Origin of the sequence: Azospirillum rugosum (assembly GCF_017876155.1) — a bacterium.
In the GTDB taxonomy this organism is placed as follows: domain Bacteria; phylum Pseudomonadota; class Alphaproteobacteria; order Azospirillales; family Azospirillaceae; genus Azospirillum; species Azospirillum rugosum.
This window is the reverse complement of the sequence record NZ_JAGINP010000013.1, coordinates 144486-163643: the sequence shown is the minus strand read 5'-3', so window position 1 is coordinate 163643 and position 19158 is coordinate 144486. Positions and strand designations below refer to the sequence as shown.

Below are 19158 nucleotides of genomic sequence, written 5' to 3'. Positions count from 1 at the left end.
GAACAACACCTGGGGACGCGATCCCTCCCAGCCCACGCCGTCAGGCGAAATTTCGTTGCCCGACCGGCAACATCCCGCGTACCGTCGGGGCCAACCCTTTCGGCCAGCACCCCGAGCCGTACTTTTGAACTGTCCGCTGACGACCCTTCCAACGCCATGACGCCGCACCGCCGATGCTGAGCTTCGCCCTACGCCGGCTTGCCGCCGTGGTGCCCGCCCTGCTCGTCTTCGCCCTGTGCGCCGCGCTGGCCGCGGCGGCTTACGCCCACGACTGGAGTGGCGCGCTGCGGGCCGCCTTGGTCGGGCTGCCGGTGACCGGCGCGCTGGTCGTGCCGCCGCTGGCGGCGGGCACCCTGCTCGGCGCGCTGCTCGGGCTGGCGGCCAGCCTGCGCCCGCGCTCGCTCGCCGGGGGCGCCGGCCGGACGCTCGGCGCGCTGGGACCGGGACTGCCGGGCTTCCTGCTCGCCGCGGTCTTCGCCGCGTCCTTTGCCATGGAAGGGCGGAGCGCCCTGGCGGCGCTGCCGCTCGTCTGGCTGGCGCTGGCCGTCCCCCCGGCCGCGCAGACGGCCCGGCTGGCGCGGGAGGCGCTGGACGACGAATTGCACGGCCCCTCCGGCGACGGTTTCGGGGATGAGCTTCCCAGGGCGCCGGGCAGCGTGGCGCTGATGGCGGCGCGCGGGCGCGGCCTCGGCGAGCGGGCGGTGGTGTGGCACCATGCGGTGCCGCTGGGCGTCGCGGCGGTGGCGGGCGGCCTGCGGATCGCGGCGGTCGCGACGGTGACCGGGGCCGTCGCCGCGGAAAGCCTGTTCGGCCTGCCCGGCGCCGGCCGCCTGTTCACCACCGCAGCCAGCACTGGCAACGCCGGGACCGCCATTCCGGCGCTGGCCGCGCTGTGCGGGCTGGCGGTTCTGCTGGGGGCCGGCGGTGCGGTGCTGCACGGCTGGCTCGACCCGCGGGCGCGGCGCCCGTGATGGTGGATCGGAAAAGCATGGATCGCACCCGCGGCACGGCCGCGACCCCCAAATCCCTCTGGCCCGAATCCCCCTGGCGGGCTGCCGGCCGGCGGCTGGTCGAGCGTCCCTCCGCATCGGTGGGACTCGTCGTGCTGATCACCTTGCTGTTCTGCGTGCCGACTGCCCCCCTGCTCGGCAACGGCCCGCTGGAGCGGGCGTTGGCCGCTGGGCAGGGCAGCCTGTCCTTCGCGCTGCTCGGCGGGCTGCTTGGCGCCGCGGCGGGGCTGGCCTGGGGCATCGCGGCCACGGCGCTGGGACCGCGCGCGGAACGCAGCCTGATGGGGCTGGCGGAGCGGCTGGCCGGGCTGCCGTTGGCGCTGGCCCTGCCGCTCGCCGCCGGGCTGGCCGGGCGCGGGCCGGGGGTGCTGGCCCCGGCCGCCGCCCTGACCGCGGCGCCCTTCATCGCCCTGGTCACGCGGGCGGAGCTGCGCGCCCTGCTGCGCCGCGAGTTCCTGGCCGCCGCCCAGGCGGCGGGGGTGCCGCCGGGACGCATCCTGCGCCGCCACCTGATCCCCAACGCCGCGCTGCCGCTGGCCGCGGCGGCCTGGACCGCGCTGCCCCGCGCGCTCGCGGCGGAGAGCTTCGCCGGGCTGCTCGGCCTTGGCCTGCCCGGCTCGGTGCCGAGCTGGGGCGCGGCGCTCGCCGCGGCGGTCCGGGCCGGCGATCCGGCGGCGCTCGCCGCCCCGGCGCTGCTGCTGGCCCTGAGCCTGTGGGCGCTGCACGCGGTCGGGGACGGCCTGCGCGCCGCCGCCGCAAGCGGCGAGACCCCGCGCACCGCGGGCGGAGGCCGGCCGTGACAACGCCACTCCTATCCGTCGAGGGGTTCTCGCTTCTCGCCGGCGACGCCGTCCTGCTCGACCGCCTGACCTTCGCGGTCGGTGCGGGGGAGGTGCTGGCCGTCACCGGCGCGGCGGGGTCGGGCAAGAGCCTGCTGTTGAAAGCCTTGGCCGGGCTGGCGCCGCCCGACCTGACCTGCGACGGGACCGTCCGGACGGTGGGCCGCCGCATCCTGGTCACCGCGGACGGGACCCTGTTCCCGCACCGGACGCTGGGGGCGCAGTTCGTCGAGCTGCTGCACCATCACCTGGGCCTCGACGAGCACATGGCCCTGCGCCGGGCGGTGGAGGCGCTGGAGTGGTTCCGGATGCCCGCCGCCGCGCGCCGGCTGTCGCTCTACCCCCACGAGCTGTCGGAGGCGCAGCGCTGGCGCGCAGTTCTGGCGTTGGCCGTGGCGGCGCAGCCGGCGGTGCTGCTGGCCGACGCTCCGGCCGCGGCGCTGGACCCGACTCAGCGGGCCTGGATGCTGGACCGCCTGGCCGGCTGGGCGCGGGAAAACGGGGCGGCCCTGCTGATCGCCGGGCGGGCGGAGGAGGGCGTCGCCGGCCCCGCCGACCGCAGGCTGCTGCTGGAGGCGGACCGGCTGCGCCCGGCGCCGCCCCCGCCGGGTCTGGCCGCTGACGGGGACGTGAACCGCGAACCGCCGCCGGCCGGCGCCCCGGCCCTGTCGGTGCGCGACCTGCGCGTCGCCTTCCGCCTGGGCCGGACCTGGACGGGGGAGGATCGCTGGCTGACCGTGGTCGACGGCGTCGGCTTCGACCTGGCCGAGGGCGACACGCTGGCTCTGGTCGGCGAGTCGGGCAGCGGCAAGTCGGTGCTGGCACGCGCCCTGCTGCGGCTGGTGCCACCGTCCGGCGGGCAGGTCGCCTGGCTCGGCCGCGACCTCGCCGGCGCGCCGCCGGACGCGCTGCGCCGGGCGCGCCGCGACCTGCAGATGCTGTTCCCCGACCCCGCCGCGGCGCTCGACCCGGGCATGACCGTGGGCGCGCAGATGGCCGAGCTGCTGGAAACGCTGCGCCCGGACATCCCCGCCGCCGACCGCGGCCCCCGCATCGCCGACGCCCTGCGCGAGGTGGGGCTGCACGAGGCCGTCGCGGCGCTGCACCCCGCCGCCCTGGACGCCGCGGAAGCCGCGCACGCCGGGCTCGCCCGCGCGCTGCTGCCGGAGCCGCGCCTTCTGGTCTGCGACGAGCCCGCCGCCACGCTGGCGGGGGCGGACCGCGCGGCCTTCCTGGCGCGGCTGATGGAGGTGCGCCGCCGCCGCCGGCTCGCCCTGGTCTACGCCACCCAGGACGCGAGCGACGCCCTGAGGGTGGGGCGGCGCGCGCTCGTCCTGCTGCTCGGCCGGATCGTCGAGGCGGCGGACAGCGCCGCCCTTGTTGAAGGGGCGCGCCACCCGCTCACCCGCGCGATGCTGGCCGTGGCGCAGGGCGCCAAGGGTGGCGGAAGCGGTGGTGAATTCGGGTCCGGGCTGCCGGGCGATCCGCCCTCCGCCCTTGCCCCGCCGTCCGGCTGCGCGCTGCGCCTCCGCTGCCCGCTGGCGCGCGATCACTGCGCCCAGGAGCCCCCCGCGCTGGAAGGCGCGGCGACCAGCCACCGCATCGCCTGTCACTACTGGGAGACGAACAGTCAGGGTGCGTCATAGGAGCGCATCGGCCCACAGATATATTTCATTCGGTTTGACGCTTCGCATCTGCACAATTTATCCATGCACCCCGACGCTCCGGCTCGGCCCTTTCCCGCCGTCCGCGGAGACTTTTGCTCCTCGGAGGTTGCATGACCACCTTTCTCTCTCGGTTCTCCGTCCGTTTCCAGATCATGACCATCGCGGCGCTCGGCATTGCCGGGCTGCTGGTCGTGCTTGCGGTGTTCTGGGAAAGCCGAACGGTGCAGAACCGCATGGCGGGCATCGACCGGGCGGCCAGCGCCGCGTCCGACGCGGCGGAGAAGGTGGGCGACCATCTCGCCTCGGCGCGGGTGCAGACGAACATCTTCCTGGACAGCCGCACCCAGGACCCGGTCGACCGCCGCAGCCGCGACATGGCGAGCGCGCTCGCCGGCATCGACAAGCTGGCCGAGACGCTGACCGGCGACAACGCGCGCGCCAAGCTGGCCACGCTGAAGCAGGCGGTCGTCGTCTGGAACGGGCAGTTCGACACGCTGGTCGCCACCATGCGCAAGGTCGGGCTGACCGAGGCCGAGGGCCTGCAGGCCGCGCTGAACAAGGCGGCGATGGACCTGGAGCTGCGGCTTCAGGAGAATTACGAGCTGACGCCCGACGACGCCACCCTCTCCCGCCTCCAGGTGCTGATCCTCCAGGTGCGCCGGTACGAGAGCGACCTGCTGCTGCGCTCCAAGCCGATCGACCGCGACCGGCTGCTGCGGAGCCTGAAGGATTTCGGCCAGCAGCTGGCCGCGGCGAAGCTCGACCCGTCGGAGCTGAAGGTCGTGGAGGGGCTGCGCGCCCGGTATGAGCAGGCGTTCATCGCCTTCGCCGACACCTACCTGTCGCAGGTTCCGCAGAAGGAAGCGGTCCGCGCGGGCGGGGCGGCGATGGTGCCGCCGCTGGAGGCGCTGATCGCCCTGATGAACGCGGAGGCCGACAGCGCCCGCGACGCCATGGCGGCCAACCGCGACGAGACGGTCACGCTGATGGTCTGGTCCATCATCGCCACGGCCTTGCTGGCCGGCCTGGCCAGCGTCGTCCTGGGGCAGAGCATCGCCGGGCCGCTCGGCCGCATGAGCGTCGCCATGCAGGCGATTGCCGCCAACGACCTGGACACCACCGTGCCGGCGCTGGACCGCCGCGACGAGATCGGCCGGATGGCCCGCACGCTGGAGGTGTTCAAGGCGGGGGCGGCCGACAACGAACGACTCCGCGCCGAGCAGGAGAAGAACCGCGCCGCCGCCGAGGCGGAGAAGCGCCGCATGCTGACCCGGCTGGCCGACGACTTCGAGGAGAGCGTCAACGCCATCGTGGAGGGCGTCGTCAACGCGGCGACGCAGACGCGCAGCTCGGCCGAGCAGATGACCGCCACCGCCATCCGCGCCAGCGAGCGCGCGGCCACCGTGTCGGCCGCGTCCGCCCAGGCGACCAGCAACGTGCAGACGGTGGCGACCGCGGCGGAGCAGCTGAGCGCGTCGATCCACGACATCGCCCGGCAGGTCTCGACCTCCGCGGACATCGCCGCGCAGGCCGAGCAGGAGGCCGACCGCGTCTCCGCCACCATCCGCAACCTGGCCGAGGCCGCCCGCCGCATCGGCGAGGTGGTGCAGCTGATCAATGCCATCGCCGCCCAGACCAACCTGCTGGCGCTGAACGCCACCATCGAGGCCGCGCGCGCGGGGGAGGCCGGAAAGGGGTTTGCGGTGGTCGCCAACGAGGTGAAGAGCCTCGCCAACCAGACCGCCAAGGCCACCGACGACATCGCGACCCAGGTGGGCGCGGTGCAGACGGCGACGGAGGCGGCCGTCTCCGCCATCGACGGGATCACCGGCATCATCGGCCAGATCAACGGCATCGCCGCCGGCATCAGCAGCGCGGTGGAGGAGCAGGGATCCGCCACGCGGGAGATCGCCCGCAACGTCCAGGAGGCCGCCAGCGGCACCCAGGAGGTGTCGAGCAACATCGCCGGGGTCGAGGACGCGGCCAGCGAGACCGGCCGCACCGCGGAGCAGGTGCTGTCGGCCGCCGACGACCTGATGAGCCAGTCCCGCACGCTGCGCGACCGGGTGGACGGCTTCCTCGGCACTGTCCGGGCGGCGTGACGGCCTCTTTACGGGAATTGGCGGGGGCTTGCCGGGAGACGGATGGGACAACCGGGCGCAGGGGCTTGGGCGGGGGCGCCCCTGTTCAGGCCGCCCCCGTCTCTGCTAGATTGCTTGCCATGCCATCAACCGCGCTTCCTTCCCCATGACCGCCCTTCCGCTCGCCGAAGCGGAGATTGCCGGGCTGGAATTCCTGGAAGGGCTCGCCACGCCGTTGTGGCTCATCCGCCGGGACGGCGGGACGGTCTGGCTGAACGCGTCCGCCCGCGCGGCGCTCGACCTGCCGCCGGAGAGCCCGGCGTCCCTGCTGCGTCTGGATGAAACGGCGGAGGCGCGGCGCGCGCTGGACGCCGTCGCGGCCGGCCACCGCGCTTCGGCGCGCATCCGCTTCCGGTGCGGCGGCCCATGGGAGGACGGCATCCCGGCGGAGGTGGACGCCCTGCTGGCCCCCGCGCCCTGCCCCGGCGATCTGGTCCTGGTGGAGGCTCCGGCCGACGGCGGCGCACGGCGCGAGGCGATGCGGCTGAACGAACAGCTGGTCGCCCTGTCCTATGCCTACCCGGACATCCGGTTCGAGCTGCGGCGCGACGGCACCATCCTGGACTTCGCCGCGGCCAGCCCGGGCGACCTGAACGTCCCGGCCGAGCGCTTCCTGAACCAGCGCGTGCAGGAGGTGCTGCCCGAGCCCGCGGCCGGCCTGATGGTCGCCGCACTGGACCGGCTGAACGGGGGCGAGCTGTCCACCGCGCTGGACTTCACCCTGCCGGCCCTGCCCAACAGCCGGGAGGCCGGCGACAAGTCCTTCGAGGCGCAGCTGGTCGCGCTGATGGACGGCGACCGCATCCTGTGCAGCATCCGCAACGTCACCGAGCGGGTGCGGGCCGAGCGTGAGGCGCGGCGCGCCCACGACCGGCTGCTGGACGCCATCGAATGCATCACCGAGGGCTTCGTCCTCTACGACCCGGACGACCGTCTGGTGCTGTGCAATTCGCGCTACCGCGACCTGTTTTCCGACAGCACGGACCTGATGACCCCCGGCACGCCCTTCGAGACGGTGCTGCGGGTCGGCGCGGCGCGCGGCGTCTACCGGATCCCCGCCGAAGAGCTGGAAGGCTGGATCGCGCGGCGCCTCGACCAGCACCGCACCGGCGGGCCGCCGATGGAGGTGCAGCTGGCGACCGGCCGCTGGCTCCGCATCGAGGAGTGGCGGACGAAGGAAGGCGGCACCGTCGGCATCCGCGCCGACATCACCGACCTGAAGACGCGCGAGGCCGACCTGCGCGCCGCCCGCGACGAGGCGGAGCAGGCCAACCGGCGCAAGTCCGACTATGTCCACCATCTGAGCCACGAGCTGCGCACGCCGCTGAACGCCGTGCTGGGCTTTTCCGAGATCATCCGCGACGAGATGATGGGGCCGAACAACCCGCGCTACCGGGACTATGCCGGGCAGATCACGGCGGCCGGCGTCTATATGCTGGACCTCATCAACAACCTGCTCGACCTCGCGAAGATCGAGGCCGGCCGGATGGACCTGCACGAGGAGGCCTGCAACCTCGCCCTGCTGGTCGACCTGACCTTCGGCATGATGCACCCGCGGGCGGCCGAGGCGGCGGTCCGGCTGGTCATGGACATCCCCGACGATCTGCCGGGCGTGCACGGCGACGCGTCGCTGATCCGGCAGATGCTGACCAATCTGGTCGGCAACGCCATCAAGTTTGCCCGGCCGCCCGGGACGGCCCCCGAGCGCCGCGTGACCGTGCGCGCCATGCGAACCGACGACGGTGGGCTTCTGTTGAGCGTCGCCGACAACGGCATCGGCATGCGGCCGGAGCAGATTCCGGCCGCGCTCGACACCTTCGGCCAGGTGCACCAGCGGGACCTCGCGACGGAGCGCGGTTCCGGCCTGGGCCTGCCGCTCACCCGCGCCCTAATCGCGCTGCACGGCGGATCCTTCCGGATCGACAGCGCGCCGGGGGTCGGGACGACGGTGTTCCTGAAATTCCCGGCGTCGCGGGTGTGCGAGAGCGACTGCCTTCCGCTGTAAGGTAAGCCGCGTGTCGCCGAGCAAGACTTGACACGGATTTCACGGATCCGAGCACGGATTACACGAATTATTCATTGATATTACACTGGGTCGACCATCCCGTTCAGAAAGTCGCCTGGAAAAGACATCAACGCCACGGCTCCCCATCCCCCGAAACGCGAAACGGCCGCGCGCACGGGGAGTGCGGCGGCCGTCCACCCGCAGGAAAGACGGGTTCCTCGAAGGCGAGGCGCGGACCGGTCAGGCGGCCTTGCGAACGGCGGCGGCGTCCGAGAAGACCTTCACCACCTGCTCGACGAAGTCGGCCAGCTGGTCGTGGCCGAGCGCCGTGATCGTCACGTTGTCCACCACCAGCGGCTCGTCGCTCGGCTGGGCGCCGGCGGCTTCCAGTTCGGCGCGGATGGCCTCGGGAGCAGCCACCTGGCGGCCCTTCAGCTTGCCCGCGATGGCGAGGAGCTGGATGCCCTGGTCGATCGCGGCGATCGGCTTGCCGGCGTCCAGGAAGTGACCGACGATGCGGCGGGTGTGGGCGCTCTGCTGGAGCTTGGCGACGCTGCGCTCGCCACCCGGCAGCAGCAGCATGTCGTAGTCCGCACCCAGAACTTCGCCGACCTGCTTGTCAACCGGGAAGTAATGGCCCCAGGACTTGCCGTGCCAGCCGTTCACCAGACCCTGTTCGGGAGAAATCGTACGCAGAGCAGCCCCGGTCTTGAGCAGAGCACGCTGCGGCTCCGTCATCTCAAGTTCCTCAAAACCGTTGGCCACGAGAATGGCAATGCTCTTTCCTGCGAGGGGTTGATCCATACTGTCCAGTCCTTTCATCGTTCAACCTAGGTGCGCGGGCCGCCGGGAGGAAAAAGAAACGGCGCTCGCCGCGCAAGTGTTTGCACGGCGACGGGACCCGCAGCCGGTCCTCAATGCTGAGAAGTCCGGCGCTGGGGCGTTCAGGCCCCTGATCGGTTTGTTGTGAGCATGGAACACAAGTGGCCCCAAAGAGGTCCCAAGTCAATGCCTTATTCCGCACCGCAACCAACGCCTGGGCACCTGGGGCCATGCCGGCGGATAAGGCGTTTTTGCGGCTGCGCTCAAGACTTAAGCAAGGATTTCCCGATGTGAGGGGTGGTGCTGCGCAGGTCAGCCATGCCGCGACGGCGCGGCTGCGGCTCCACCCTGGCCGGTGACAAAAACCGGGGACGAAAACCGGGGACGAAAAAACGGCCGGGGGAGAGCCCCCGGCCGGTGATGAGTCGATAGCGTCAGCCGTTCGAAGAGATCCGGCTCGCACACCGGATCGGGAACCAACCGGTCGTCGTGGCGGGCTCGGGGCGCCGCCGCGGCGTCCGGCAAAACACCGGTCGGGTTGGGCGGCTGGCGTGAAACAGCCGCCCGGTGACCGGCGAACACCAACCGATCAGCCTGCTGATCGGCCCGAGCCGATCAATCTGCTGATCGGCCCGAGCCGATCAATGGAACTGGTCGGCCTCGGTGGAGTCCTTGTAGGCGGTGGTGGAGGACTGGCCGCCCGACACCGCGGTCGCCACCAGGTCGAAGTAGCCGGTGCCGACCTCGCGCTGGTGCTTGGTCGCGGTGTAGCCCTCGGCCTCCGCCGCAAATTCCGCCTGCTGCAGCTCCGAGTAGGCGGCCATGCCGCGCGCCGCGTAGCCCTTGGCCAGCTTGAAGGCCGAGTAGTTCAGCGAGTGGAAGCCCGCCAGCGTGACGAACTGGAACTTGTAGCCCATGGCGCCCAGCTCCTGCTGGTACTTCGCGATCGTCGCGTCGTCCAGGTTGGCCTTCCAGTTGAAGGACGGCGAGCAGTTGTAGGCCAGCAGCTTGTTCGGGAACTCCTTGCGGATCGCTTCGGCGAACTTGCGGGCGTCGTCGAGGTTCGGCTTGGAGGTCTCCCACCACAGCAGGTCGGAGTAGGGCGCGTAGGACAGGCCGCGGGCGATGCAATGGTCGACACCCATGCCGGTCTTCAGGCGGTAGAAGCCTTCCGAGGTGCGGCCGGCGTCGAAGTCGATGAAGGGATGGTCACGCTCGTCGATGTCCGAGGTGATGAGCTGCGCCGACTCGGCGTCGGTGCGGGCGATCACCAGGGTCGAGGTGCCGCAGACGTCGGCGCCCATGCGGGCGGCGTTCAGCGTGCGGATGTGCTGCTGCGTCGGGATCAGCACCTTGCCGCCGAGGTGGCCGCACTTCTTCTCGGACGCCAGCTGGTCTTCCCAGTGCACGCCGGCAGCACCGGCCTTGATCATGGCCTTCATCAGCTCGAAGGCGTTCAGCGGGCCGCCGAAGCCGGCTTCCGCGTCGGCGATGATCGGCGCGAACCAGTAGGTGTCGCCCTTGCCCTCGGCCGTCTGGATCTCGTCCGCGCGCTTGAAGGTGTTGTTGATGCGCTCGACCACCGCCGGCACCGAGTTGGCCGGGTACAGGCTCTGGTCCGGGTACATCTGGCCGGCCAGGTTGGCGTCGCCGGCGACCTGCCAGCCCGACAGGTAGATGGCCTTCAGGCCGGCCTTCACCGCCTGCATGGCCTGGTTGCCGGTCAGGGCGCCCAGCGTGTTGATGTAGGGCTCGGTGTTCAGCAGCTCCCACAGGCGCTGCGCGCCCAGCTCGGCCAGCGTGTACTCGATCTTGACCGAGCCGCTGAGACGCTTCACGTCGTCCATGGTGTAGTCGCGCTTGATGCCTTCGTAGCGCGCGGCGCGGAGGGCGGCCTTGGTCTTTTCGTCGAGCGACATAGTCCGGTTCCTTTTTGGTCGTCAGGTGGCGCTGCTTTACAGCGCGTCCATGCCTTGACAGTTAAAACGGCCTTCGCTGCCTTGCAACAAGCCCTTGTTTGTAAAAGGGTCACCTTGTAAACTGCCGTCAGAAAATCTCTGTAAATCAGTAAATCTTGTAAATTCACCGATGCGGTGACACGGGGTCCAGACGGCGATGGACAAGAAGGCGATGCTGGGCCCGAAGGTGCGGCGGCTGCGCCGCGACCACGGGCTGACCCAGGCGCAGATGGCCGAGCAGCTGGGCATCTCCCCCAGCTACCTGAACCTGATCGAGCACAACCAGCGCCCGGTCACCGTGCCGCTTCTGTTGAAGCTGGGCCAGAACTTCGGCGTCGACCTCCAGTCCTTCGCCGAGGACGAGGAGAGCCGGCTGGTCGCCGGCCTGCGGGAGGTCTTCGCCGACCCGCTGTTCGACGGCTCCGACATCAAGAACCAGGACTTCCGGGAGCTGGCGGCGGTCGCCCCGACCCTGGGGCAGGCGGTGGTGGCGCTCTACCGCTCCTTCCGCACCAGCCGCGACGACCTGCAGGCGCTGGCCGAGAAGATGGCCGACCGCGAGAAGCTGCACCTCGTCCAGAACGCCTCCTTCCCGCAGGAGGAGGTGCGCGACCTGTTCCAGGCCAACAACAACCACTTCCCCGAGCTGGAATCCGCCGCGGAGGAGCTGTGGCGAGAGGGCCGGCTGGAGAAAGGCGACCTCTACCGCGGGCTGGTCGATTACCTGTCGAACAACCACAGCGTCCGCGTCCGGCTGCTGCCGTCGAACGTCATGGGCTACGCGGTGCGCCGATTCGACCGGCACGGCCGGCGCATCCTGCTGTCGGAGATGCTGGCCCCGTCCGGGCGCAACTTCCAGCTCGCCTGCCAGATCGCCCTGCTGCGCCACCGCGACCTGCTGAACCGCATCGTGGACGGGTCCAGCCTGTCGGGCGACGAGGCGCGGCGGCTGGCCCGCATCGGCCTCGCCAACTATTTCGCGGCGGCGGTGCTGATGCCCTATGACCGCTTCTGGGACGCGGCGAAGCAAATCCGTTACGACATCGAAATATTGCGGCGCCGGTTCGATGCCTCGTTCGAGCAGGTGTGCCAGCGGCTGACCACCTTGCAGCGGTCGGGCGCCAAGGGCGTTCCCTTCTTCCTGATGCGGGTGGACAGCGCCGGCAACGTGTCGAAGCGCTTTTCCGGCGCCGGCTTCCACTTCGCGCGCTTCGGCGGCGGCTGCCCGCGCTGGATCGTCTACGACGCCTTCCGCACGCCCGGAAAAATCCACAGCCAGTTGGCGCAGATGCCGGACGGCACGACCTACTTCTCCATCGCGCGGACGGTGGTGAAGGCCGGCGGCGGCTTCCGCAGCCCGCCGCAACAGTTCGCCATCGCGCTTGGCTGCGATGTGCAGCACGCAGGGCAGATCACCTACGCCGACGGGTTCGACCTGGAAAACACCGAAGCCGCGACTCCGATCGGCGTGAATTGCCGGCTCTGCCCGCGCCTGGACTGCTCGCAACGGGCCTTCCCGCCCTTGAATCACCGGCTGATCGTGGACGAGAACCTGCGCGGCCTGTCCCCCTACCTGTTCGCCCCGCCGGCCGGCGAGTGAGGGCGCGTATTCCGCAATAACACTTTGTGGTTAGGGAAAAACCACAACATAATTGTAGGTATAAATTAGTGGCTTGTTGACTATTTCCCTGTTAATGACGCATGCCGCATTGCGGCATGGCTTACTTCTCACCATTGGGCTTCTGAACACCGGCCCCTGAAAGCCACGGGCGAGCCGGCCACCGAATCGGACTTGGCGAAACCGGACTTGGCGAAACGGACCTGCGGATCACATGAGCAACATTCTTCACGAACGCGTGCTGCGCGTTCACCACTGGACGGACACGCTGTTCAGCTTCACCACCACGCGCGATCCCTCGTTCCGTTTCGATCCCGGACAGTTCACCATGATCGGCCTGGAGGTGAACGGCCGGCCCCTGCTGCGCGCCTACAGCATGGTCAGCGCCAGCTATGAGGAGACGCTGGAGTTCTTCTCCATCAAGGTGCAGGACGGCCCGCTGACCTCGCGCCTCCAGCACCTGAAGGAAGGCGACACGCTGCTGGTCAACCGCAAGGCGACGGGCACGCTGGTGACCGACAACCTGCTGCCGGGCCGCAACCTGTACCTGCTCAGCACCGGCACGGGCCTCGCCCCGTTCCTCAGCATCATCAAGGACCCGGAGATGTACGCCCGGTTCGACAAGGTGGTGCTGACCCACACGACCCGCACGGTGGGCGAGCTGGCCTACAACGACCTGATCGGCAACGTCCTGCCGGAGAACGAGTTCTTCGGCGAGGACGTGAAGCAGAAGCTGATCTATTACCCGACCGTGACGCGCGAGCCCTTCCGCAACCAGGGCCGCATCACCGACCTGATCCGCAGCGGCAAGCTGTTCAGCGACGTCGGCCTGACGCCCTTCGACCGCGAGGCCGACCGCGTGATGATCTGCGGCAGCCCGGCGATGCTGGACGAAACCGCCTCGATCATGGACGGCATGGGCTTCAAGATGGGCCACAACGGCGAACCCGGTCATTACGTGATCGAAAAAGCCTTTGTGGAGCGGTAAGGAACCAGGATTTTCACCACCAAGGCACCAAGACACCAAGGTGAAGCGCGCCGGGCTTGCGAGCGGACCGGCAGCCACGCTGGATCGGGTTCGATGATCTTGGTGCCTTGGTGTCTTGGTGGTGAATTCCATGGAATAAGCCGGAAGGGGATGGTGTTGGTGTCGACGTGACGATGGCACGTCATCAATCCTTGACCGGACCTTGACGGGCGCGCCTCCCACCCGGGGGCGCGCCCTTTTCATTTCATGGCAGGGGTTCCGGCCGATGCTTGTTCCGACCCACGCTGTTCCGCCACACCGCACTTTCGTGTAGACATCCCCTCCATGCGAATCATCAAGCTCCTCGCCGTGCTCGTGCTGGCCGGCCTCGCGAACCTTGCCGTCTGGTCGCTGTCCAACCAGCCGGTCCCGCTCGACCCGCCGCCCGGCGGCAAGCTGAAAAGCGTGTCCTTCGCGCCCTTCCGCGACGGGCAGAGTCCGCTGACGCAGGTCTTTCCCACGACGGAACAGATCGATGAGGATCTGGCGGCACTCGCCCCGCAGGTGGCGGGCGTGCGCACCTACACCTCGCTGGAAGGGCTGGAGGTGGTGCCGGAGCTGGCGCGCAAGCACGGCATGACCGTCACCATGGGCGCCTGGCTGTCGTCCAAGCTGGACAAGAACGAGGCGGAGGTCGCGTCCCTCATCGACCTCGCCAACCGCTACCCGGACGTGATCACGCGCGTGATCGTCGGCAACGAGGTGCTGCTGCGCCGCGAGCTGACGGCGGAGCAGGTCGCCGGCTACATCGACCGCGTGAAGGCGGCGGTGAAGCAGCCCGTGTCCTACGCCGACGTGTGGGAATGGTGGCTGAAGTACCCGCAGATCGCGGACCATGTCGATTACCTGACCATCCACCTGCTGCCCTATTGGGAGGATGTGCCGACCGACGTCGCCGGCGCGCAGGAGCGCATCCGCAGCAGCTACCGCACCATCGCGCAGCGCTTCCCCGGCAAGCCGATCCTGGTCGGCGAGACGGGCTGGCCGACCGCCGGCCGGTCGCGCGGGGCCGCCGTCACCGGGCTGGTCAACAAGGCGAAGTTCGTCAACGGCTTCGTCCGCCTCGCCCAGCAGGAGGGCTTCGACTACAACGTGATCGAGGCCTTCGACCAGGGGTGGAAGGCCAAGCTGGAGGGCACGGTCGGCGGCCACTGGGGGCTCTACGGCGCGGACCGCGAGGCCAAGTTCTCGCTGGCCGGGCCGGTGGTGGAGAACAAGCGCTGGCCGCTGCTGTTCGGCATCTCCACGGCGCTGGCGGTGGTGCTGGTCGCCGGGCTGGGCCTGCGCGGGCGTACGCTGAGCTTTGGGGCGTACGCGGCGCTGGCATTCCTGGCGCAGGCGCTGTCCGGCCTGTACGTCCACGCGGTGTACGCGGCCATGCACGGCAAGCATTATTGGCAGGACGTGACGCTGGCCGGCGGCATGCTGGCGCTGACCGGCCTGCTGTCGCTGACCGTGCTGCTGGCCGTGTGGCGCACGCTGAACAGCGGGGAGCTGGCGCTGGAGCCGCTGGCGTCCCTGCGCGGCCGCCCGGCCCTGACGCGTACGGAGCGGGTGGGACGCGCCGCCACCCTGGCGCTGACGGCGTTGGCGCTGGTCTGGTCCTTCCTGATCGTGTTCGACGGCCGCTACCGCGACTTCCCGAACCCGTACTTCGCCCTGCCGGCGCTCGGCCTGCTGGTGCTGGGCGCGGTGCGCGCCGTGCGCCGGCCGCCGGGCACCGGGTGGCTCGCCGCCTACGGCGTCGGCGCGCTGTTCCGGCCGGCCGTCCCGGTCGCCGACAGCCCGGCCCGCAGCCTGTGCGCCGCCGTCCGCCGCATGCCGGTGGAGGCCGCGCTGGCCGGCCTGCTGGTGCTGGGCGCGGTCCTGACTGTGATCGCCGAGGGCTTCGTCCCGCTGGAGTCGCTGATCTATGGGCAGCTTCCGTTCCTGGAGGCGCTGCACGAGGTCGACTGGGCGCAGCCGAACCTGGAGGCGCTGGCCTGGGCCGCGTTGCAGCTTCTGCTGGCGGTCCCCTACGGCGCGGCGGTCCTGTCCGCCCGCGTCCGCGAACCGGCCCGCGCCGGTCAGTGGGTGCGGGTCGCCGGGGAGTGACACGTCCCCCCTCTCCCGCCGCTGGCGGGAGAGGGGATTTCAAGGATCACGCCACCTTGTGGCGGCCCCGCTTCTCCTGGTGTTCGGCGGTCCAGCGCTTGGGGTCGTGGAGGAAGGCGTGGATCTCGCCCTGGGCCTCGCCGTCCAGGTAGTGGCCGCGGTTCACCACCTCCAGCACGTCCCACCAGGTCGCCAGCGCGTGCATGGTGATGCCCAGCGGGGCGAGGTGTTCGTGGATCTCGTCGAAGATCCCGTACTGGAACAGCACGAAGACGTCGCGCACGTCGCAGCCGGCCTCCTTCAGCGGCTGGGCGAAGCGGGCCTTGCGGTGGCCGTCGGCGGCCAGCTGCTCCACCAGCAGGACTCGCCAGCCGGGCTCCACCCGCCCCTCGATGCGGTGCTTGTACTCCTGCTCCCCCTCTGGTGCCTCCTTGCGCACGAAAACGAAGGGCAGGTCGAGCCGGTCGGCGATCAGCGTCGCCCAGGGCACGCCCGCCCCTTCCCCCGCCGCAATGGCGTCCAGCTCGCGCCCGCCGACCTCCTGTTCGATCATGCGCACGGCGAAATCCAGGATCTCATTGCGCGCCGCGGGGTAGGAGAGCAGGCGGCGTCCTTCCAGATGGACCGGGCTGACCAGCCCCGAGCCGTGGCGGCAGAGATGGTGCGGATCGTACCGGACGCAGCCGGTCTCGATCAGATGGCGGGCCACAGTGAGGGCCCCTTCGCGCAGTTCGATGTCCCAGGCATCCGGTATCATGGCGTCCCCCTTCGCTGGCGGTTGCGTCTCCCCGATTTGCTCCCGATTGACTGCCCATTGCCGAAGGGCCGCAACCCCCCAACCCGCATCCCTCCATGGGCGTTCGCGGTACCCCGAATCGGTAATTCGGGCGCGCGTGCCCGTTGCGGTTCCGCTGTGTCGCACCCTCTGTGTCGCACCCCGGCGCAGTTGACAAGGCCCGCTTAGCAAGCGGAGAAATGGCTCTTGAGACAAATTGTGTGTTTTCGGCGGATTTTGCGGGAGCGACGGCGATGGCGGACCCCCTGGACGACGGCGCCCTGGACGACGGCGCCCTGGACGACGGCGCCCTGGACGGCGACGACCTGTTGTTCGCCGACGAAGATCCTCCCGACATTGCCGCCGCCCGCGCCGCGCGGGCGGTGAAGCCCTGGAAGATCCTGATCGTCGACGACGACACGGAGGTGCACGCGATCACCCGCGTGGTGCTGGGCGACGTGAGGTTCGACGACCGGCCTTTGCGCTTCCTGTCCGCCCATTCCGGGGCGGAGGCGCGCGCGATCCTGCACGAACACGACGACATCGCCGCCGTGCTGCTGGACGTGGTGATGGAGACCGACGACGCCGGCCTGAAGCTCGTCCGCTTCATCCGGGAGGAGATGGGCAACCGCCAGGTGCGCATCATCCTGCGCACCGGCCAGCCCGGCCAAGCGCCGGAGCGGCAGGTGATCGTCGCCTACGACATCAACGACTACAAGGCGAAGAGCGAGCTGACCGCGCAGAAGCTGTTCACCACCACGGTGGCGGCGCTCCGCTCCTTCCAGCACATCTCGACCATCGACCAGAGCCGCCGCGGCCTGGAGACGGTGGTGCAGGCCGCCGACACGCTGTTCAAGCAGCGCTCCCTGCCAGGGTTGGCCGAGGGGATCGTGCGGCAGGCGGCCGGACTGCTGCCGGAGCTGGACGGGGCGATCCTGTGCGCCCTGCCGGGCGAAAGCGCGGAGGCCGAAATCCTCGCCGGCTCCGGCCGCTTCGCCGACATGGCGGGCCGTCCGGTCGACGGGGCGGTGGAGGCGGGCGTGGCCGCCGACGTCGCAACGGCGCTGCGGGACGGGGCCAGCGTCTTCGGCGGCCGGCACAGCGTGATCGCGCTGCGCGGGCGCGACCACGCGGCCAGCGCACTCTGCCTCTGCGGCCACGAGCCCTTGTCGGACATGGACCGGCGGATGGTCGAAATCTTCTGCAAGAAGGCCGCGATCAGCTTCGACAACGTCTTCCTGTACGAGCAGCTGCGGCTGGCACAGCTGGCGACCGTGCACGCGCTCGGCAAGCTGGCGGAATACAAGGACGAGGTCACCGGCGACCACGTCAAGCGCATCGGCCGCTGGGCCACCGCCATCGCGCGGGAGCTTCAGGGGCGCGGCAGCTTCCCCGGCCTCGTCGACGACCGGTTCTGCGAGCTGATCGGCATGGCCAGCATGCTGCACGACGTGGGCAAGGTGGGCATCCCCGACAGCATCCTGCGCAAGCCGGGCAAGCTGGACGCCGAGGAGATGCGGCAGATGCGCGAGCACGCCGCCATGGGCGGGCGCATCCTGCGCGACGCCTCCGGCCTCGTCGGCGGGCGCAGCTACCTGACGCTGGGGGCGGAGATCGCGGAGAGCCACCACGAGAAGTTCGACGGGACCGGCTATCCCGGCGGGCTGGCCGGCGACGCCATCCCGCTGTCCGGCCGCATCGTCGCGGTTGCCGACGTCTACGACGCCCTGCTCCACCGCCGCCCCTACAAGGAGGCGTGGGAGCTGACCGCGGTGCTGGAACTGATCCGCGGCGAGTCGGGCAAGCACTTCGACCCGCGCGTGGTGGACGCCTTCGTCACGGTGCTGGAGCGCGAGGGCGTGCTGGCTGTGTCCCAGTAAGGGTTTTTCACCACAGAGACACGGAGGCACAGAGAAACCAGTCCCTCTGTGTCTCCGTGTCTCTGTGGTGAATCCCCGCTCAGCGCCAGCGCGGCGGCTTGGCGACGATGGGGCGGAGTTCGTGCAGCAGCCAGACCAGCCCCGACACCACCAGGATCGCGCCGGCCTGATGGGCGGCGGCGATGGGGATCCACACGACGCTGAGCAGCGTGGCGATGCCGAGCGCGATCTGCGCCAGCACCAGCCCGCCGGTCGCCAGCGCCGCCCGGTACGCCCGCCCCGGCAGGCGGGCCAGCCACACGCGCAACACCAGCGCCAGCACCACAAGCCCGGTCAGCAGCGCCAGCGCGCGGTGGGTCAGCTGGATCGCCGCCGTGTTCTCCAGCGGGTTGATCCACCAGGGCGACAGGTTGCCGACCTCCGGCGGGATCACGTGGCCGTTCATGAGGGGGAAGCTGTTGTAGGCGAAGCCCGCGTCCGTCCCCGCGACGAAGGCGCCCCAGACGATGGTCACCCCGACCAGCCCCAGCGCGATGCGGGTATGGCGGCGCAGGCGCCGCGACTCGGTGGCCCAGCCGGCGAGCGGCAGCGGGTCGAGGATGCCGAGCGCCGTGCGCAGCAGCAGCCCGTAGATCAGGATCGCCGTGGACAGGTGCAGGGCCAGCCGGTAGTGGCTGACCTCCGGGCTGTTCACCAGACCGCTCCTCACCATGTACCAGCCGATCACGCCCTGGAGACCGCCGAGCAGGAACAGCCCGGCCAGCTTCGGCCACAGATCCTTCGGGATCCGCCCCTGCACCCAGAAGCGCAGGAAGGGGATCAGGAAGACGAAGCCGATCAGCTGGCCCCAGAGGCGGTGGAACCACTCCCACCAGAAGATGCTCTTGAAGGCCGCGAGATCCATGGCGGAATTGTAGACCCGGTATTCGGGCGTGGCCTTGTAGAGGTCGAAGACCCGGTTCCACTCCGTCTCCGACAGGGGCGGCAGGATGCCGATCAGCGGCTTCCATTCGACCATCGACAGGCCGGATTCGGTCAGACGCGTGATCGCGCCGATGACCGCCATGGCGAGCACCATGGCGCAGCAAAGCAGCAGCCACCAGGCAATGGGCCGGGTTGAGGCGGGGGAACGGACGTCTTCGGAAGCGGTGATGGCGGTCAAGACGGGGTATTCCGGATGAAGGGGCGGGCGTCTTCCGGGAATGTGGGGAAGGTCGCCGGCTGCGTCAAACGGACACGGGGTACCACCGGCACCGGAGGCCCGGATTCGGGTGAAGGGCGGTGGTCCCGGTGTTACAAATGCCCAACGCTGTGAATGTTAG

13 protein-coding genes are annotated in these 19158 nt (G+C 70.2%); 9 read left to right on the top strand and 4 right to left on the bottom strand.

The annotated features are described in order from the left end of the window. The first annotated feature begins 173 nt into the window (after positions 1 to 173). The 5 genes from J2851_RS18625 to J2851_RS35835 all read left to right on the top strand — a co-directional run bounded on the left by J2851_RS18625 (position 174) and on the right by J2851_RS35835 (position 7662). A complete protein-coding gene (locus J2851_RS18625) occupies positions 174 to 971 on the top strand; it encodes an ABC transporter permease subunit (RefSeq protein WP_209767903.1) in 798 nt (265 codons plus the stop codon). Positions 972 to 988: 17 nt separating this feature from the next. Beyond that, positions 989 to 1810, top strand: coding sequence for an ABC transporter permease subunit (locus J2851_RS18620; protein ID WP_209767901.1), 822 nt, complete (start codon positions 989 to 991; stop codon positions 1808 to 1810). After that, on the top strand, positions 1807 to 3495 hold the full coding sequence (locus tag J2851_RS18615) for an oligopeptide/dipeptide ABC transporter ATP-binding protein (protein WP_209767899.1): 1689 nt from the start codon (positions 1807 to 1809) through the stop codon (positions 3493 to 3495). Before J2851_RS18620 ends, J2851_RS18615 begins: the two co-directional genes overlap by 4 nt. Before the next feature lie 131 nt (positions 3496 to 3626). Next, a complete protein-coding gene (locus J2851_RS18610) occupies positions 3627 to 5618 on the top strand; it encodes a methyl-accepting chemotaxis protein (protein WP_209767898.1) in 1992 nt (663 codons plus the stop codon). 145 nt (positions 5619 to 5763) lie between these two features. Continuing rightward, the gene (locus tag J2851_RS35835; RefSeq protein WP_246500757.1) at positions 5764 to 7662 is read left to right on the top strand and encodes a sensor histidine kinase; all 1899 of its coding nucleotides are present in this window, start codon (positions 5764 to 5766) and stop codon (positions 7660 to 7662) included. A 240-nt stretch (positions 7663 to 7902) separates the two neighbouring features. Here J2851_RS35835 and J2851_RS18600 read toward each other — a convergent pair whose 3' ends face one another. Continuing rightward, positions 7903 to 8466, bottom strand: a complete 564-nt coding sequence (locus J2851_RS18600; protein ID WP_209767896.1) for a DJ-1/PfpI family protein — start codon at positions 8464 to 8466, stop codon at positions 7903 to 7905. Positions 8467 to 9125: 659 nt separating this feature from the next. Continuing rightward, positions 9126 to 10403, bottom strand: coding sequence for an isocitrate lyase (gene aceA / locus J2851_RS18595; protein ID WP_209767894.1), 1278 nt, complete (start codon positions 10401 to 10403; stop codon positions 9126 to 9128). Positions 10404 to 10599: 196 nt separating this feature from the next. Here aceA and J2851_RS18590 point away from each other — a divergent pair, with 196 nt between their 5' ends. From J2851_RS18590 to J2851_RS18580, 3 genes are all read left to right on the top strand, one after another. Then, entirely contained in the window at positions 10600 to 12042 is a 1443-nt protein-coding gene (locus tag J2851_RS18590) for a helix-turn-helix domain-containing protein (protein ID WP_209767893.1), read from the top strand. 232 nt (positions 12043 to 12274) lie between these two features. Further along, the gene (locus tag J2851_RS18585; RefSeq protein WP_209767892.1) at positions 12275 to 13048 is read left to right on the top strand and encodes a ferredoxin--NADP reductase; all 774 of its coding nucleotides are present in this window, start codon (positions 12275 to 12277) and stop codon (positions 13046 to 13048) included. A gap of 324 nt (positions 13049 to 13372) precedes the next feature. Continuing rightward, the gene (locus tag J2851_RS18580; protein ID WP_209767891.1) at positions 13373 to 15181 is read left to right on the top strand and encodes a glycoside hydrolase family 17 protein; all 1809 of its coding nucleotides are present in this window, start codon (positions 13373 to 13375) and stop codon (positions 15179 to 15181) included. Positions 15182 to 15227: 46 nt separating this feature from the next. On the opposite strand, the gene J2851_RS18575 is transcribed toward J2851_RS18580, so the two are convergent. Then, positions 15228 to 15938 carry an orotate phosphoribosyltransferase gene (locus tag J2851_RS18575; RefSeq protein WP_209767890.1) on the bottom strand — a complete coding sequence of 237 codons (711 nt, stop codon included), beginning with the start codon at positions 15936 to 15938 and terminating at the stop codon, positions 15228 to 15230. A 272-nt stretch (positions 15939 to 16210) separates the two neighbouring features. Here J2851_RS18575 and J2851_RS18570 point away from each other — a divergent pair, with 272 nt between their 5' ends. Beyond that, positions 16211 to 17836, top strand: a complete 1626-nt coding sequence (locus tag J2851_RS18570) for a response regulator (RefSeq protein WP_209767889.1) — start codon at positions 16211 to 16213, stop codon at positions 17834 to 17836. Between the two features lie 79 nt (positions 17837 to 17915). On the opposite strand, the gene J2851_RS18565 is transcribed toward J2851_RS18570, so the two are convergent. After that, positions 17916 to 18998 carry a COX15/CtaA family protein gene (locus J2851_RS18565; RefSeq protein ID WP_209767888.1) on the bottom strand — a complete coding sequence of 361 codons (1083 nt, stop codon included), beginning with the start codon at positions 18996 to 18998 and terminating at the stop codon, positions 17916 to 17918. Between the last annotated feature and the right edge of the window lie 160 nt (positions 18999 to 19158).

Bases quoted from the DNA above. Each gene is read 5' to 3' on its own strand.
- J2851_RS18600 (WP_209767896.1), bottom strand. From the start codon at position 8,466: ATGGATCAACCCCTCGCAGGAAAGAGCATTGCCATTCTCGTGGCCAAC.
- J2851_RS18620 (WP_209767901.1), top strand. From the start codon at position 989: ATGGATCGCACCCGCGGCACGGCCGCGACCCCCAAATCCCTCTGGCCC.
- J2851_RS18570 (WP_209767889.1), top strand. From the start codon at position 16,211: ATGGCGGACCCCCTGGACGACGGCGCCCTGGACGACGGCGCCCTGGAC.
- J2851_RS35835 (WP_246500757.1), top strand. From the start codon at position 5,764: ATGACCGCCCTTCCGCTCGCCGAAGCGGAGATTGCCGGGCTGGAATTC.
- J2851_RS18585 (WP_209767892.1), top strand. From the start codon at position 12,275: ATGAGCAACATTCTTCACGAACGCGTGCTGCGCGTTCACCACTGGACG.
- J2851_RS18590 (WP_209767893.1), top strand. From the start codon at position 10,600: ATGGACAAGAAGGCGATGCTGGGCCCGAAGGTGCGGCGGCTGCGCCGC.
- J2851_RS18580 (WP_209767891.1), top strand. From the start codon at position 13,373: ATGCGAATCATCAAGCTCCTCGCCGTGCTCGTGCTGGCCGGCCTCGCG.
- J2851_RS18610 (WP_209767898.1), top strand. From the start codon at position 3,627: ATGACCACCTTTCTCTCTCGGTTCTCCGTCCGTTTCCAGATCATGACC.
- J2851_RS18575 (WP_209767890.1), bottom strand. From the start codon at position 15,938: ATGATACCGGATGCCTGGGACATCGAACTGCGCGAAGGGGCCCTCACT.
- J2851_RS18625 (WP_209767903.1), top strand. From the start codon at position 174: ATGCTGAGCTTCGCCCTACGCCGGCTTGCCGCCGTGGTGCCCGCCCTG.
- aceA (WP_209767894.1), bottom strand. From the start codon at position 10,403: ATGTCGCTCGACGAAAAGACCAAGGCCGCCCTCCGCGCCGCGCGCTAC.